We start from the raw sequence: 13,559 nt of genomic DNA, 5'->3' as shown, positions 1-13,559 counted from the left end.
CCGCGGTTACTTCGCGGCTTTCGCGGCGGCCGCCGATTCCTTGGTCTGGGCTTCGATCGCGCCGGGAATCAGCGTGCGGACATCCTCCGGGCTGGAGGACAACAACACCACGTCAACGCGCCGGTTCAACTCCATGAGTTCCTCGGTGGAATCGTCCGTCACCTGGCGCGCGGCACCAAAAGCCACCGCACCGATCCGGCCAGGCGGCATGCCGGCGTCGTCCACGAAGTACCTCAGGACGTTGACGGAACGGGCAGCCGACAGCTCCCACGTGGATGCATAGGCCGTGATTCCCTTGGCTGCGTGGCCCTCCACCATGACTTCAAGCCCGGAGCCCACCACGGTGGGTGCGATGGTCTTCAGGATCTCGAGGGCGCGGTTGGTCAGGTCCGGCATGTCCGGTTGGAAGAACGTCTGGGAGCCCACCAGTTTCACGGACAGTCCCCGCTCGCCGACGTCGAACTGCACGTTCGCGCCAAGGCCCTGGGCATCGAGTTTGGCTTTCATTTCGTGCTCAAGGGCAGTGAGCTTATCGGCTTCCTTGATGGCCAAATCCAGTGCCGAAAAACCCTCGCCGTCGGAAGCAGCGAGCTCCGCGGGGACCACAACGCCAGTAGCCGTGTCCACTTTCTGGCTGATCTGGGTGCCGAAGCCCGTGGCCAGCGAATTGCGCAGCTTCTCGAACTTATCCTGATCCACCGAGGACATGGCGAACAGGACAATGAACATGCACATCAGCACCGTGACCATGTCCATGTAGGAAGCCATCCAGCGTTCGTCGACGTGGTGCTCCTCGGGCTGGGCACCCCGCCTCCTCCGGGACCTCATGCTGCCTTGGACGCCGGCAACTTACGGGACTTGCCGCCGTCTTCCGCTTTTCCGTCTTTGGACTTGGCCTTGGCCTTGGCCCCTGCGGGCGCCATGGCCCGGAGCCGTTCGGCCAGGAGCAAGGGCTGGGTGCCGTTCTGCACAGCGAGCAGGCCCTCCATGAGGAGCGTCATGCGTTCGATTTCCAGCTCGGAGAGGCGCTTGAGCTTGGCACTCAACGGCAGCCAGATGAAGTTCGCGGACAGCAGGCCCCAGAGGGTGGCAACGAAGGCTGCCGCGATCATCGGCCCCAAATGGTCGGGCGATGAAAGGTTCTCCAGGACGTGCGTCAGGGAGACCACCGTGCCGATGATGCCGATAGTGGGCGCGTACCCGCCCAGGGCCGCGAAGAACTTGGACGACACGTGGTCGGCACGCATTTTGGTGTCGATTTCGTCCTCCATGAGCAGGCGCAATTCCTCTGCGTCCGTCCCGTCGGCGATGTTCTGGAGGGAGCGCTGCAGGAACGGATCCTTGGCGTTGTTGGCCTCCTCCTCCAAGGAAAGGAGGCCCTCGCTTCGGGCCTTCTCGGCGAGGCGGACCAACTCGTCGATGCTCTCCGTGGGCTTGGCGGGTTTGCCGAGGAAGGCCTTGGGAACGTCCTTGAAGGCCTTGATGACATCCGCGAGCGTGTTCCCTGCCAGGCCCACCGCGATGGTGGCGCCGAAAACCAGGATCATTGGTGCCGGCAGGAGCAGCGACATGAGGTTCGCGTGCTCCAGGGTGACCATGGCCACCACGGATGCGAAGGCCAGCAGCAGGCCAAGAATTGTCATCGACTACATTCCGTTCGGGTGGTTGTTCGGCTGCGGCGCGTCGGCCGGGCCGGGCTGCGGCGCGGGCTGCGGCGCGTCGGCCGGGCCAGGCTCTGGCTCGGGCTCAGGCGACCGGACCAGGCTTAGCGGATACCCTGTGCGTGCGGGAAGATCCTGGGCACGGCGGAGGACACTGGCACGGTAATCCGCGATCAGCTCCACCACCTCGGCGAGCGATTCGCGCACGACGTAAGCGGCGCCGTCGAGAGTCACCAAGTGGGTGTCCGGACTCTCGTGGATCCGTTCAAGGATGTCCGGATTCACGGCGAAGCGTGTGCCGTTGAGGCGGGTGACAACGATCATGGGCCGTTTCTGGTCAGGGTGTGGCTGGAAGTGGTGCTGTCCCCTACTGTCGGCCGGACCGGCCCGGGCGTTAGCTTGCGTGCAGCCCTCTCCCGTCCTTGTTCGAATATCCGCACGTACTACGCGGCTGGAATCCGGACAAGGACGGGATCTGCTTAGCGCTTCAGGTTGCTCAGTTCCTGCAGGACCTCGTCCGAGGTGGTGATGATGCGGGCATTCGCCTGGAAACCACGCTGGGCCACAATCAGGTTGGTGAACTCCTGGGACAGGTCCACGTTGGACATCTCCAGCGAACCCGAAGCCAGCGAGCCAAGACCGCCTTCACCGGCAACCCCAAGCTGGGCCGCACCCGAGTTGGCCGTGGCAACATACGCGGAGCCGCCGGCCTTCTCCAGGCCTTCGGGGTTGGTGAATCGCGCCAGGGCCACGCGTGCCAGGACTTCCTTGGCACCGTTGCTGAAGGACCCCACCAGGGAACCGTCGCCAGCCAACGTGAACGACTCGAGTTCGCCCGCTTCCGCGCCGTTCTGGCCGGTAACGGAGAGGGTACTCATCTGCGCGAAGCCGGTGACCGCGCCCATGTTCACCGTGATTCCACCAACCGTCATCGTCCCGCCGGACGTCAAAGCACCGTTGGCGAAGGTCAAGGTGCCCGTTCCATTGGCTCCGTTGGCGTCCGCACCGGCCACATTCCAGCCCGTGGCCGAGCGGCTGAACGTCAGGGTGAGGCTGCGCTCCGCCCCGTTGGCGTCGTACACCTTCACCTGGCGCTCCACGGACGTGCCCACAGCGGCGTCGGAAGGCAGGTTGCCGCCCAAGGTGGCGTTCGTCGTCGCAACAGCCGGCGCGGTGGTGCCCGGCGACAAAGTGATCGGTCCGGTTGCCCCGCCCGGGTTGACCACGCCGTTGGTGGCCGTCCAACCCTGGAGGATGCCGCCGTCGGGACTGACCAAGCGGCCCGCAGCGTCCATCTGGAAGTTGCCCGCGCGGGTGTAGTACTGCTGGGTGCCCTTGCCGGTGACGAAGAAGCCCTCACCGGAAATCATCAGGTCCGTGCCGCGGCCGGTGCTCTGCGACGAACCCTGGCCGAAGTTGGTGCTCACGCCAGCCACCCGGACTCCGAGACCGATCTGTGCTGGATTGGAACCGCCCACATTCTGCTGCGGTCCCGCCGCGCCCTGCGTCATCTGCGAGAGCGTGTCCTGGAACTGGGCGGACGAGGACTTGTAGCCGGTGGTGTTCACGTTGGCGATGTTGTTGCCGGTGACGTCGAGCATGGCCTGGTGGGCTCGGAGGCCGGAAATTCCGGAGTACAGCGAACGGAGCATGGTGTTGCCTTTCTTCGGTTTGGTTCGGGGTAAGTGTTTTTGGGGATCAGGTGGTCTTCTTGGGCTCGACGGGCGCTGGTGCCGTCATGCCGGTGATCAGGTCCAGGGGCACTTTGGCCTGCCCCACGGTCACGGTGGGTACACCGTCGGCGAACGACACCGCACTGGCGACGCCCGCGCCCTTGGTGCCGTCGGCGAGCGTGTAGCTCACCTCGGTTCCGATGATCTGCGCCGCAGCGCTTCGCATCTGCAGCGAGAAGCTCTCCTTGGACCCGGCTGTCAGCTCGGTCATCTTCTCCATCATGGAGAGCTGCACGGACTGGCTCATCATCTGGTTCGTGTCCATGGGGGCACTGGGGTCCTGGTACCTCAGCTGGGTGACCAGCAAAGACATGAAGACCTCCGAATCCATGGCCTTGACCGGGCTCCTTGGGGTGCTGCCCGGGGCTGCGCCGTTGTTGGCCGCGATTGCGGGAATGGTTGTCATGCTCGTCTCCTTCGTCAGGCCAGGATGTCCAGGCGGTTCGGGCTACCCGGGCGGTGTACGACGCCGGGTGGCAGCTGTGGTTGGGCATCGGCACCTTCGTGCCCCGCTTCGCCGGGCACCTGTTCGTTGGGGCCTTGGGTGCGGGTCCCTCGTTCGCCGGGGCCTTGCTCGCCGGGCCCTTGGGTGCGGGTGTCCGGGTCACGTGTTCCGTTGCCGGGACCTGAGCCCTGCCCTGTTCCTTGGCCGGGATCCCGTCCGCTGCCTTGCCCGGGGTCCCGTCCGGCGTCGGGTGGGCTGTTCTGTGAAGAGAGGCTCAGGCTCGCGCCGGAGTCCTCGAGGCTTCGTCGAAGCTCCGGAAGGACATGCCGCACCGCGTCCCTGCCCGCGTCCCCGGGTGCGAACAGTTCGATTCGCACGCCCGCGGCGTCGATGTGGGCCCTGACCGTGAGGGGTCCCAGGTCGTCCGGGGCAACACGCAACGTCATCACGTGTTCCCCGTGTCCCGCCGATGCCAGCGAAAAAAGTGGTGCGGCGAGCTGGGGTGCGAGGGCCGGTTGGGGTGCGCTAGCCAGCGGGTTTGGGATGGCTGTTTGGGTTGGGGTAGCCGGCTGGGTTGGGATGGTGTTGAGCTGCGGGGGTGCAGGCTGCAGGCTCGGGGGAATTTGTGCGGCCTGCGTGACTTGGGGTGCCTGGAGCGGGCCCGATTCGACGCTTCCCTGCTGGTTATACGCAAAGAAGCGTCTGTCGTGCAGCGATCCGTCGAATTGGAGAGCCGGCGACAGCACCGAAGCAGCGCCCACCCCTACCCCTGCACTGGATGGAGGAACGGGCTGCGTCGCCTGGGGGCCGGAGGCAGCGGCAAGCCCCGTGTTCCCGGTAAGCCCAGCCGCACCAGCACCCGCCGGGTTCCCGGCCAAGCCCGCATTCCCGGCAAGCCCCGCCGCACCAGCACCCACCGCATTCCCGGCCAGGCCGCTGTTCCCTGCAAGCCCAGCCGCACCAGCACCCGCCGGGTTCCCGGCCAGGCCGCCGGCCCCGGGCACCCCCGATTCGGGGGTTTGCTGCGAATCATGCCGTGCGTTCGGCACACTCCGCAGCGAAGCACCGAAACGGGCAGAGGAAGAGACCTCAACCGAGGAGCCCAGCCCTACCCCTGCACTGGATGGAGTATAGGGCTGCGTCGCCTGGGGGTCCGAGGCATCGGCAGGCCCAGCCGCACCAGCACCCGCCACGTTCCCGGGTAAGCCGCCGGGCCCGGGCACACCCGATTCGGGGGTTTGCTGCGAATCGTGCCGTGCGTTCGGCACACTCCGCAGCGAAGCATCGAATTGGAGAGCACCAGAAAGTGCCGGAGGGGCATCAACTGCTACCCCGATGCCAGGAGCCGCTGCCCCGGGCACGCCCATTTCGACGGCTTGGTGCCCATTAGACGGTAGGAATCGTCTAGCCGGCAGCGAAGCGTCGAAATGGGTGGCCGAACGAATCCCGGGCACGCCAACATCTCCCTCAATCCGGGCCAATCCCGACACCCCGGCAGCCGCATAAACACCAGCGGGCACTGCAGACGCCAGTGCACCCGATTCGGGGGTTTGCTGCGAATCATGCCGTGCGTTCGGCACACTCGGCAGCGAAGCACCGAATTGGAGAGACGACGAGACCTCGACCCCTCCCCCGGCACTGGATGGAGGCGTGGGCTGCGTTGTCTGATAACCGGAGGCAGCGGCAAGCCCAGCCGCGCCAGCTCCCACCGTGTTCCCGGCCAAGCCGCCGGCCCCCGGCCCACCGGGCACGGGCACGCCGGCCACGGACACGCTGGCACCCGCCACGTTCCCCGCCAAACCGCCAGCCCCGGCCAAACCACCGGCCCCGGGCACGCCCCGCTCGGGGGTTTGCTGCAAACCATGCCGTGCGTCCGGCACACTCGGCGGCGGAGCCTCGAAACGGGCTCCCCCGGCAATCCCGAAAGGAAGCGCGGGAAGAGCATCGGCCGCTCCCCCCGGGCCACCCACAGAATCCCCGGGCGCGTCCGTTTCGATGGCCCGCTGCGAATTAGACGGCAGGGAACGTCTATCCTGCAGCGCACCGTCGAGCTGGCCGGCGGGTTGGGCTTCGGCTGCCATTACGGCCTCGAATGCGCCTGCATCCCCTTGGCCATGAGGCATCCGGGCGCCGGAACCAAGCTGGGGACCAAGGAACCGCGGACCCGCGGCAACGGCGGACATCAGGACACCCCTGCCGGGACAATCCGACGGATCGAGGTCAGGTTGGAGTACTTTTCCCAAGCGTCCCGGATCTGGATGGTCTGCCCGGGCACGGGTGCGTCGATGGCTTTCCCGTTGCCCAGGTAGATGGAGATGTGCTCTCCGCCGTAGCTGACAAGGAGGTCCCCGGGCTTCGCTTCGGCCAGGGAGGCCACAGGGGTTCCTTTCTGCATCTGGTCGCTGACCACCCGGGGCAGTTCCACGCCCAGGTCCTTGAAGACCCTTTGCACGAAGCCGGAACAGTCCATGCCTACTGCCGGGTTGGTTCCACCCCAGACGTAGGGCACACCGATGTACTTCTTGGCTGCTGCAACCACGGCGTCACCCGACGTCGTGCCGCCGCTGCCGCCGACAGCCGCCGCTCCGGTGGCCGCCGTCGTGCTTCCCAACGCCGCGTTCGAAGAAGTCGCACCCCCGACAGCTGGCAACAAGGAACCCAAGCCTGGGGCAAGGGAAGTGGAGGTGCCCATCGCACTGCTCAACGCGGAAGCGAAGGAAGCAGCATCAGAGGCAGAGGTAGCCGAGCTCCCGGCGGAGGCTGAAGAGGCTGGGGTAGAACGAGTCGGCGAAGTCAGCTGTTGCAGGGATGCTTCGATGTTCTGTATCCGCCCAATGGCGTCGGTCATGCTCACGGGGTGGCCTTCCTGTGCCATGCGGTGGATGCGATCTCGTCCAGGACGCCCTGTTCGGCGTTCAACTGTGAGGCAACGAACGCGGCGTCGTGCCGGGCTTCAAGCTTCTCCAGGCCCACCGCCCGGCGCTTGGCTTCGGTGTAGTCGGCGCGGGCAGCGTCGGCGTCCGCCTCGGCACTGGCTACCAGGGCGTCGAGTTCGGCCAGCATGCTCTGCGAGGACGCACGGGCCGCGGCGATGGCCAGCAAAGACGCCGAATCCCCTGCGTGCCCATTCGAATCAGCAAGCACGTCCCGGGCTTCTGCACGCCTGACGCGCAATGACGCGGATCGTGAGTTGGCGGCGGCGAGCCCGCTTTCCGCGGACGTCTGTTCAGCCTGCCGCAGCCTCAACAGCCCGGCAAGGGAGAATTGTCGGTTCACGCTGCTCCTTCAAAGTGTCCAAAGTTGGCTGTGAGCTGGGCCAACGCGTCCCAGGACCCACTGTTGGGCGTCGATTCGCCCATTGGCTGGCGCAGGAACTGGTTGATCGCGTCCTCGTGGTCAAGAGCCGCGTCCACCAGCGGGTTGCTGCCCCGCTGGTACGCGCCGACGTCGATCAGGTCCTGCGCGCCACGCCTCGCCGCCAGGACTCTCCGGAGGGCAACGGCGAGCGCGGTGTTCCCGGCAGGGTTGACCTTGGAGGCAACGCGGGACACCGAACCGAGGACGTCCACGGAGGGAAAGTGCCCTGTGACGGCGAGTTTCCTGTCCAGGACGACGTGTCCGTCCAGGATGGAGCGGGCGGCGTCGGCGATGGGTTCGTTGTGGTCGTCGCCGTCCACCAGAACGGTGTAGATGCCGGTGACGGAGCCCGCTTCTGCGGTGCCGGCGCGTTCCAGGAGCCGGGCCAGAACGGAAAAGGTCGACGGCGGGTAGCCGCGTGTCGCCGGCGGCTCACCTGCGGAGAGGCCGATTTCGCGTTGGGCCATGGCCACGCGGGTGAGTGAGTCCATCATGAGCACGACGTCCTTGCCGGCTTCGCGGAAGGACTCGGCGATGCGGGTAGCGGTGACGGCGGCCCGGAGCCGCATGAGGGCGGGTTCGTCGGAGGTGGCAACCACCACCACGGAGCGGGCCAATCCTTCGGCGCCAAGGTCGTCTTCCAGGAATTCGCGGACTTCACGGCCGCGTTCCCCAACGAGGGCGATCACGGAGACTTCGGCGTCGGTGCCTCGGGCCACCATGGACAACAGCGAGGACTTTCCCACGCCGGAGCCTGCGAAGAGCCCCATGCGTTGGCCGCGACCCAGTGTGGTCATCGTGTCGAGGACGCGGACTCCGGTCTGCAGGGGCGTGTCGATCCGGGCCCGGCTCATGGCATTCGGCGCTTCCTGATCCAACGGAACCATTCGGGAGGGTGGAAGTGGCCCCTTGCCGTCGATGGGTCGGCCCAGCGCGTCGAGCACCCGTCCGAACAGCCCGGCACCGGTGGGTACGAGCATGGGAGACCCCGCGGCCCGTGCGGGTGTTCCTGCCGCGACGCCGGTCAACCGGCCCAGGGGCATGCACCGCAGCGTGCCACCCACAGAGGCGACCACTTCGGCGTCGAGCGTTTCCGTTCCGGAGCCGACCGTCACCAGCTCCCCCACTGCGCAGTGCAGCCCGGCGATGTCCAATCCCAGTCCGAGCACGGAGGTCACGGTGCCTACGCGTTGCGGGGCGGCGGCGGCCAGTGCTGCACGGAAACTGTGCGCGTGGGGGCGGTACGCCGTCACTGCCGGACCTCGAGCAGGGCTCTCCGGGCCCGGTCCAGCGCGGTACCGATCTGGGCGTCAATCCATCCGTTCGGGTACTCGCCGATGGCGTCGCCGGGCCTGAGCGTGGCATCGGATTTCAGCTCCACACCGGCAATGTCGTCAACACCCGAGGCCTGGAGGGCTGCGATGTCGTGTGGGTGGAGGCGTACTGCGGTGACGTGTTCGACGCCGGTGCTGCCGCCGGCTCCCAGCGCGCGGTTCAGTGCCGCCCGGGCCGTGTCCGCGCCGTGGGCGAGCTCGTATCCGAGGATTGCCTCGGCCAGTTCCACCGCGCTGGCCGCCAGCACGTCCTGCATCTCGTCCAAGGTGACTTCCTGACGCTGCTGGGCCGCTTGTGCTGCAGCCTGCAGGACCTGGGCCGAACGGGCCAGGGAGGACCTGCCGGCGTCGAGCATTTCCTGGTGCTCGGCCCGCAAGCGCTGCTGGAGCTCGCGGTGCTCGGCTGCGGCGGCCTGCATACCGGCGGCATAGCCGGCCGCATGGCCTTGGACGAAGCCGCGATCGACGTCATCGGAACGGTCGGTGGTGCCAACCGGCGGGAAGGTGATGCGGGTGAAGTTCTCAGTAGACAAAGTCGTCCTCGTCCCCGCGCCGGACCACGATCGCGCCTTCGGCTTCGAGTTCGCGGATGGAGCGGACGATCTCCGCGCGGGCTTCCTCCACTTGCGAGGCACGAACCGGACCGGAGGCGGCCATCTCGGCTTCGAGGATTTCCAGGTTGCGGCCGGACACGTTGGCCCGGACGGTATCCAGAACCACGGCCGGGGCGCCCTTCATGGCTACTGCCAGGACGTCGGCGCTGACTCCGCGGAGGATCCGTTGGATGTCCCGCGGTTCCAGCTTCACGATGTCCACGAAGGTGAGCATCCGGGCCCGGACCTCGGTGGCGAGCTCGGGATCCAGCGTGCCCAGGCCGTCCAGGACGGAGCGTTCGGTGGTGATGTCGGACCGGTTGATGATGTCCACCAGCGGTTGGATACCGCCAACGATTTCGTTTGACTTCCGCTGCGACATGACAGCGCCGGCCCTGGCTTTGAGGGTTTCAGCCACGATCCCAACGGCTTCGGGTGATGCTGAGCCCATGGTGGCGATGCTGCGGGCAACATCGATGCGCTGGGTGTCGCCGAGGCCCGCCATGACGGCGGAGGCCTTCCCCGGCCGCAGGTGGGCGAGGATCAGTGCGATGGTTTGCGGGAGTTCGCCGTCGATCAGGGCCAGGATTTGCCCGGGATCCATCATTTCCAGGAACTCGAATGACTTACCGGCCATGGTGGACGCGAGCCGGTCCATGAAGCCGGCGGCTTTGTCCGCGCCGAAGGATGCTTCCAGGAGCCCGACGGCGAATTCCTGGCCACCGCGGGCAGTGCGGCGCCCGCTGACGGCCAGGCCGTGGAATTCGTTGATGACGTGGTCGGCGACCACCGAGGACACACGGCGGAGCCGAACGATTTCGGCCGCGATGTCTTCGGCTTCGGATTCGGAGAATTGGGCCATGACGGCTGCCGCGCTGGACGGGTTCATTTGCATGAGCACCACCGCCACTTTTTGCACCCCGCTCAGGGCTGAGGCTTCCGGGACCATCTGGCTCATACGGACTGCCTGTCATCCATGAGCCCGCGCAGGTACTCGGCCGTGCGTGCCGGGTTGTCAGCCACCATGGCTTCGATTTGGGCGCGCTTCAGTTCGCCGTCGAGGGCCTCGGAGCCTGGCAACGGCAGCGCCGGGGTGGGCTGGACCGGGGCTTGGGGCTGGATGGAGGTCAGTTCGATCGCTGTGGTCGGCGGGCCGGTGAGGGCCGGCGTCTGAAGGGCTTCGGGGAGGGCGTCGTAATCCATCTGCTCGCCCAGGTCCACAGGCTCGCGGCGTTGGCGGCGTTTGAGGGTAATGAGCACAACCACGATCAGGGCAATGGCCGCCAGCATGATGCTGCCTGCAAGGATGAGGGTGTTCATCAGGGCTGCATCCTTGGCAGCGGCGGCGTCGGCTTTCGCCGCCCCGAGTGCTTGGGCGGCTTTGTCGGCGGCAGCGGTGCTGAATGGCAGCACCTCCACAGTGACCACGTCACCCCTACCCGTATCGATCCCTGCCGCTGAGGTGACCAGTGCGCGCACCGAGTCCACGTTTACTCCTCCAGCTGCGGCCTGGTTGATCGCTACAGAGATGGTCTGGCGCTTCACGGCGCCCTGCGGGATGGTCCGGTCCTCGGTGACCTTGTTGACGGCGTTGTTCTTGGTGGTGTCGCTGGAATCGTAGGATCCGTTGGCGTTGGAGCCACCGGGCACTGCGATGTTGTCCGGGCCGAGGACGCCCGCTGCGCCGCCACCGGTGCCGGTGTACTTTTCGGTTTTCGTGGACTCGCTGAGCGCCGGAGTGTTGGCCGCGGGCGCGAACGTTTCGCTGCGCTGCTGGGCGGACTCGGCGGTGACGTCCGCTGCGACGGCGACGGTTGCGTTGCCGGGCCCTACGACGCTGTCCAGGACTGCCCGGACTGCATCCGAGGTTCGTTGCTGGTAGTCGGTTGCCTGCTTGGAAGAGGAACCGGTGGCTCCCCCGCCCACAGTGGACAGGACGTTGCCTTGGGAATCGACCACGGAGACGTTGGTGGGTTTGAGGTTCTCGATGGCTGCCGAGGTCAGGTGCACAATGGCCTGCACCTTGTCAGCGGACAAGGTGGTCCCGGGCTGGGTCTCAACGAACACCGACGCTGTGGCCTCAGGGGTGGTGTCCACGAACACGGACTTCTCGGGAATGGCGAGCCGGACCGCTGCGCTCTTCACGCCGTCCATCGCCTGCACCGTGGTGCTCAGTTCGCCCTCCAGCGCCCTTTTGTAGGTGACGGATTGCTGGAACTCGGAGGATGTGACACCCAACTTATCCAGCAGCGAGTATCCGGTGGCAGCAGCGGAAGGGAGTCCGGCGGCAGCAGCCTTCAGCCGTTCGTCGTAAACCTTGTCCTCCGGGACCAGGATGGTGGAACCGCCGTTGCTGAGCTCGTAGGGGATGTTGTCCTTCCGGAGCTGCTCCACGATGCTGTTGGCGTCGGTGTCTTTCAAGCCGGAGAACAGTGGTGAGTAGGCGGGCTTTCCCAGCCATGCGGTCAGCGCGACGCCGCCAAGCACCAGGACGGCCACGCCCAGGATGGCGAGGGTGCGCTGGGCAGGGCTGAACGCCTGGATGCCGCTGCCGAACTTGCGGAAAAACTGGGAAATCGCCGGTGGCATCAGGCCTGCATCCTCATGATCTCGTTGAACGCGTCAATACCCTTGTTCCGGACAGCGGCCACCAGTTCAAAGGTCACCTGCGCACGGGTGGACGCAAGGGTCGCTTTGTGGATGTCGTCCAGGTTGCCGGTCACCGCGGATACGGCCAGTTCCTTGGATGTCGATTGCAGGGACTGCAAATTGTCGACGGCGCCCGTCAGTGCGGCTCCGAAGTCGCCGCCGGTGGTGGCTGGCGCTGCCGGGCTTACGTAGCCGGTTCCGCTGACGCCTTGGACCGCTGTTATTGGGCCGATGGCCATCAGGATTTTCCTATCTCAAGGGCCGCCAGGTAAGTTTCGCGCGCGCGGTCAACCACTTGGGCGTTGGCCTGGTAGCCGCGCTGGGCGATGATCAACGTGCCCATCTGCTCGGCCATGTCGATGTCCGGGTAGCGGACGTTGCCGTTGGCGTCGGCCAAGGGGTGGTCAGGTTGGTAGACAATCCGCCCTTCGCCATTTCCCAGCGGTGTGCTCTTGACGTACACGCCGTCGCCGTTGTTGCCCTCGGCGGCCTCGATGTAGCGTGCCCGGAAAACCTGCCCGTCGGTCCTGGACGCGTTGTTCATGTTGGCCAGGTTGTCGGAGACTGCATCGAGCCATTTGCGGTGTACCGTCAGTGCGGAACCGGCGATTCCGATCGCGTCAAACGTCATCAGTTGGTCCTCAGTGCGGTGCGGAGGGAAGTGAATTCGCCGGTTGCTGCCCTTGAAGCGAATTGGTAGCGCAGCACTGTGTCAATGTTGGAAAGGGTTTCCGTGTCCAGGTTGACGTTGTTGCCGTCGGTCCGGGTGGGCTCATCGGACGGGCTGATGGACGCTTTGACGTTGCCGTCCCCGGAACGTACCGAAGCGGCCAGCTGGTCTTCGAAGGACACCCTTTTGGCCTGGTAGTTGGGCGTGTTGACGTTCGCGATGTTGTTGGCGATGGTCCGCTGGCGCAAGGCGAGCGCGTCCAGGGCGCTGGCCATGGCGGCGGAAGTCACGGATTCAAGCACAAAGTCCTCACCTGCTGGTGTCCTAAGGCCAATCCGTGGCCATGCATCGAGCGATCCCTGCTCAGCAACAGTTATCGGCAGCGCCCGCGAACCCGTTAGGAGAATACTTCCACTTATTTTTAGCGCTGCGTCGGTGCCGCTTTCCCGTCCACGCTTGCCGTCAGTTCGTCGATCCGGTCCAAGGCTTCGCTGAGCCGGCTGACCGTGTCCCACAGCCTGGGGTGCTGCTCCCGGACTTCCTCGAGTTCGGCACCTGCCGACGTGAGCGAACCGAGGTCGAAGCTGACATTGGTCCTTGCCCCGGCAATCGCAGCCCTGAGCGCCCCGAACGCCACCACGACGTCGGCGATGAGCGCCGGATTTCCGTGCGAAGCCAGCCAGCCAAGGTCCTCGATGGCGTCCATGGCTTTCCCGCCCAGGACGGCGGATGCTTTGGCCGCATCAACCGATGCCCGGTGGATGGCGTCGTCGCGTTCCGGTCCTGGATCCAAGCGGAAGGCAGCGCCGAACGCCTTGGATGCGGCAGCGTCGTCGTCGGCCAGCCGCAGTGCGTTCCGACGCAGTTCCTTCGCCCGCCTTTGCAGCGCCGCCAACTCGGACTCCTGCTCCCCCTCAGCCTCCGTATACCCGGCCACCATCGAGGTCAGCGAGGCAGCGATGGCCAGCATCACCCCGGTCCCGGCACCGCCGCCAGGCGAGCCTGTTGATTCGGCGAGGGCTTCCGTCCACGCTTCCACAGTGGCTGCCTGAGTTGTCACTGACCCGGAATCATTCATTGCACCAGTCTGCCCTCTGGCTTCCCAGCAAGTGCGGAT

The 13,559-nt window shown here is 66.1% G+C and carries 16 protein-coding genes; all 16 read right to left on the bottom strand.

Features of this window, described 5'->3' with window-relative positions; translation table 11 throughout:
* Positions 1 to 6: 6 nt before the first annotated feature.
* On the bottom strand, positions 7 to 828 hold the full coding sequence (locus tag LRQ04_RS06595) for a flagellar motor protein MotB (RefSeq protein WP_235518885.1): 822 nt from the start codon (positions 826 to 828) through the stop codon (positions 7 to 9).
* The gene (locus tag LRQ04_RS06590; RefSeq protein ID WP_235518884.1) at positions 825 to 1,643 is read right to left on the bottom strand and encodes a motility protein A; all 819 of its coding nucleotides are present in this window, start codon (positions 1,641 to 1,643) and stop codon (positions 825 to 827) included. The genes LRQ04_RS06595 and LRQ04_RS06590 overlap by 4 nt, the downstream gene beginning before the upstream one ends.
* A 3-nt stretch (positions 1,644 to 1,646) precedes the next feature.
* The gene (locus LRQ04_RS06585) at positions 1,647 to 1,985 is read right to left on the bottom strand and encodes a flagellar FlbD family protein (RefSeq protein ID WP_235518880.1); all 339 of its coding nucleotides are present in this window, start codon (positions 1,983 to 1,985) and stop codon (positions 1,647 to 1,649) included.
* A 155-nt stretch (positions 1,986 to 2,140) separates the two neighbouring features.
* Positions 2,141 to 3,313: a flagellar hook protein FlgE gene (locus tag LRQ04_RS06580; RefSeq protein WP_235518879.1), complete on the bottom strand. Its 1,173-nt coding sequence runs from the start codon at positions 3,311 to 3,313 to the stop codon at positions 2,141 to 2,143.
* Between the two features lie 46 nt (positions 3,314 to 3,359).
* Entirely contained in the window at positions 3,360 to 3,800 is a 441-nt protein-coding gene (locus LRQ04_RS06575; RefSeq protein ID WP_235518877.1) for a flagellar hook assembly protein FlgD, read from the bottom strand.
* A 14-nt stretch (positions 3,801 to 3,814) separates the two neighbouring features.
* The gene (locus tag LRQ04_RS20670; RefSeq protein ID WP_305082601.1) at positions 3,815 to 6,022 is read right to left on the bottom strand and encodes a flagellar hook-length control protein FliK; all 2,208 of its coding nucleotides are present in this window, start codon (positions 6,020 to 6,022) and stop codon (positions 3,815 to 3,817) included.
* Positions 6,022 to 6,687, bottom strand: coding sequence for a C40 family peptidase (locus tag LRQ04_RS20665; protein ID WP_305082603.1), 666 nt, complete (start codon positions 6,685 to 6,687; stop codon positions 6,022 to 6,024). The genes LRQ04_RS20670 and LRQ04_RS20665 overlap by 1 nt, the downstream gene beginning before the upstream one ends.
* 2 nt (positions 6,688 to 6,689) lie before the next feature.
* On the bottom strand, positions 6,690 to 7,115 hold the full coding sequence (locus LRQ04_RS06560; RefSeq protein ID WP_235518876.1) for a flagellar FliJ family protein: 426 nt from the start codon (positions 7,113 to 7,115) through the stop codon (positions 6,690 to 6,692).
* Positions 7,112 to 8,449 carry a FliI/YscN family ATPase gene (locus LRQ04_RS06555; RefSeq protein WP_235518873.1) on the bottom strand — a complete coding sequence of 446 codons (1,338 nt, stop codon included), beginning with the start codon at positions 8,447 to 8,449 and terminating at the stop codon, positions 7,112 to 7,114. The genes LRQ04_RS06560 and LRQ04_RS06555 overlap by 4 nt, the downstream gene beginning before the upstream one ends.
* Complete coding sequence (locus LRQ04_RS06550; RefSeq protein WP_235518872.1) at positions 8,446 to 9,063, bottom strand: FliH/SctL family protein; 618 nt, start codon at positions 9,061 to 9,063, stop codon at positions 8,446 to 8,448. The genes LRQ04_RS06555 and LRQ04_RS06550 overlap by 4 nt, the downstream gene beginning before the upstream one ends.
* A complete protein-coding gene (gene fliG, locus LRQ04_RS06545) occupies positions 9,053 to 10,081 on the bottom strand; it encodes a flagellar motor switch protein FliG (protein ID WP_235518867.1) in 1,029 nt (342 codons plus the stop codon). Before fliG ends, LRQ04_RS06550 begins: the two co-directional genes overlap by 11 nt.
* A complete protein-coding gene (gene fliF, locus LRQ04_RS06540) occupies positions 10,078 to 11,712 on the bottom strand; it encodes a flagellar basal-body MS-ring/collar protein FliF (RefSeq protein WP_235518866.1) in 1,635 nt (544 codons plus the stop codon). Before fliF ends, fliG begins: the two co-directional genes overlap by 4 nt.
* Positions 11,712 to 12,011, bottom strand: a complete 300-nt coding sequence (locus tag LRQ04_RS06535; RefSeq protein WP_235518865.1) for a flagellar hook-basal body complex protein FliE — start codon at positions 12,009 to 12,011, stop codon at positions 11,712 to 11,714. The genes fliF and LRQ04_RS06535 overlap by 1 nt, the downstream gene beginning before the upstream one ends.
* A complete protein-coding gene (locus LRQ04_RS06530) occupies positions 12,011 to 12,403 on the bottom strand; it encodes a flagellar basal body rod protein FlgC (protein WP_235518861.1) in 393 nt (130 codons plus the stop codon). The genes LRQ04_RS06535 and LRQ04_RS06530 overlap by 1 nt, the downstream gene beginning before the upstream one ends.
* Complete coding sequence (locus LRQ04_RS06525) at positions 12,403 to 12,744, bottom strand: flagellar basal body rod protein FlgB (protein WP_235518858.1); 342 nt, start codon at positions 12,742 to 12,744, stop codon at positions 12,403 to 12,405. Before LRQ04_RS06525 ends, LRQ04_RS06530 begins: the two co-directional genes overlap by 1 nt.
* A 119-nt stretch (positions 12,745 to 12,863) precedes the next feature.
* Positions 12,864 to 13,520, bottom strand: a complete 657-nt coding sequence (locus LRQ04_RS06520) for a cyclodeaminase/cyclohydrolase family protein (protein ID WP_235518857.1) — start codon at positions 13,518 to 13,520, stop codon at positions 12,864 to 12,866.
* Between the last annotated feature and the right edge of the window lie 39 nt (positions 13,521 to 13,559).

The sequence above is a fragment of the Paenarthrobacter sp. AR 02 genome (assembly GCF_021538675.1).
Taxonomy (GTDB): Bacteria; Actinomycetota; Actinomycetes; order Actinomycetales; family Micrococcaceae; genus Arthrobacter.
Note: the sequence above shows the minus strand (reverse complement) of the source record. Positions and strands in the feature narration are given on the sequence as shown.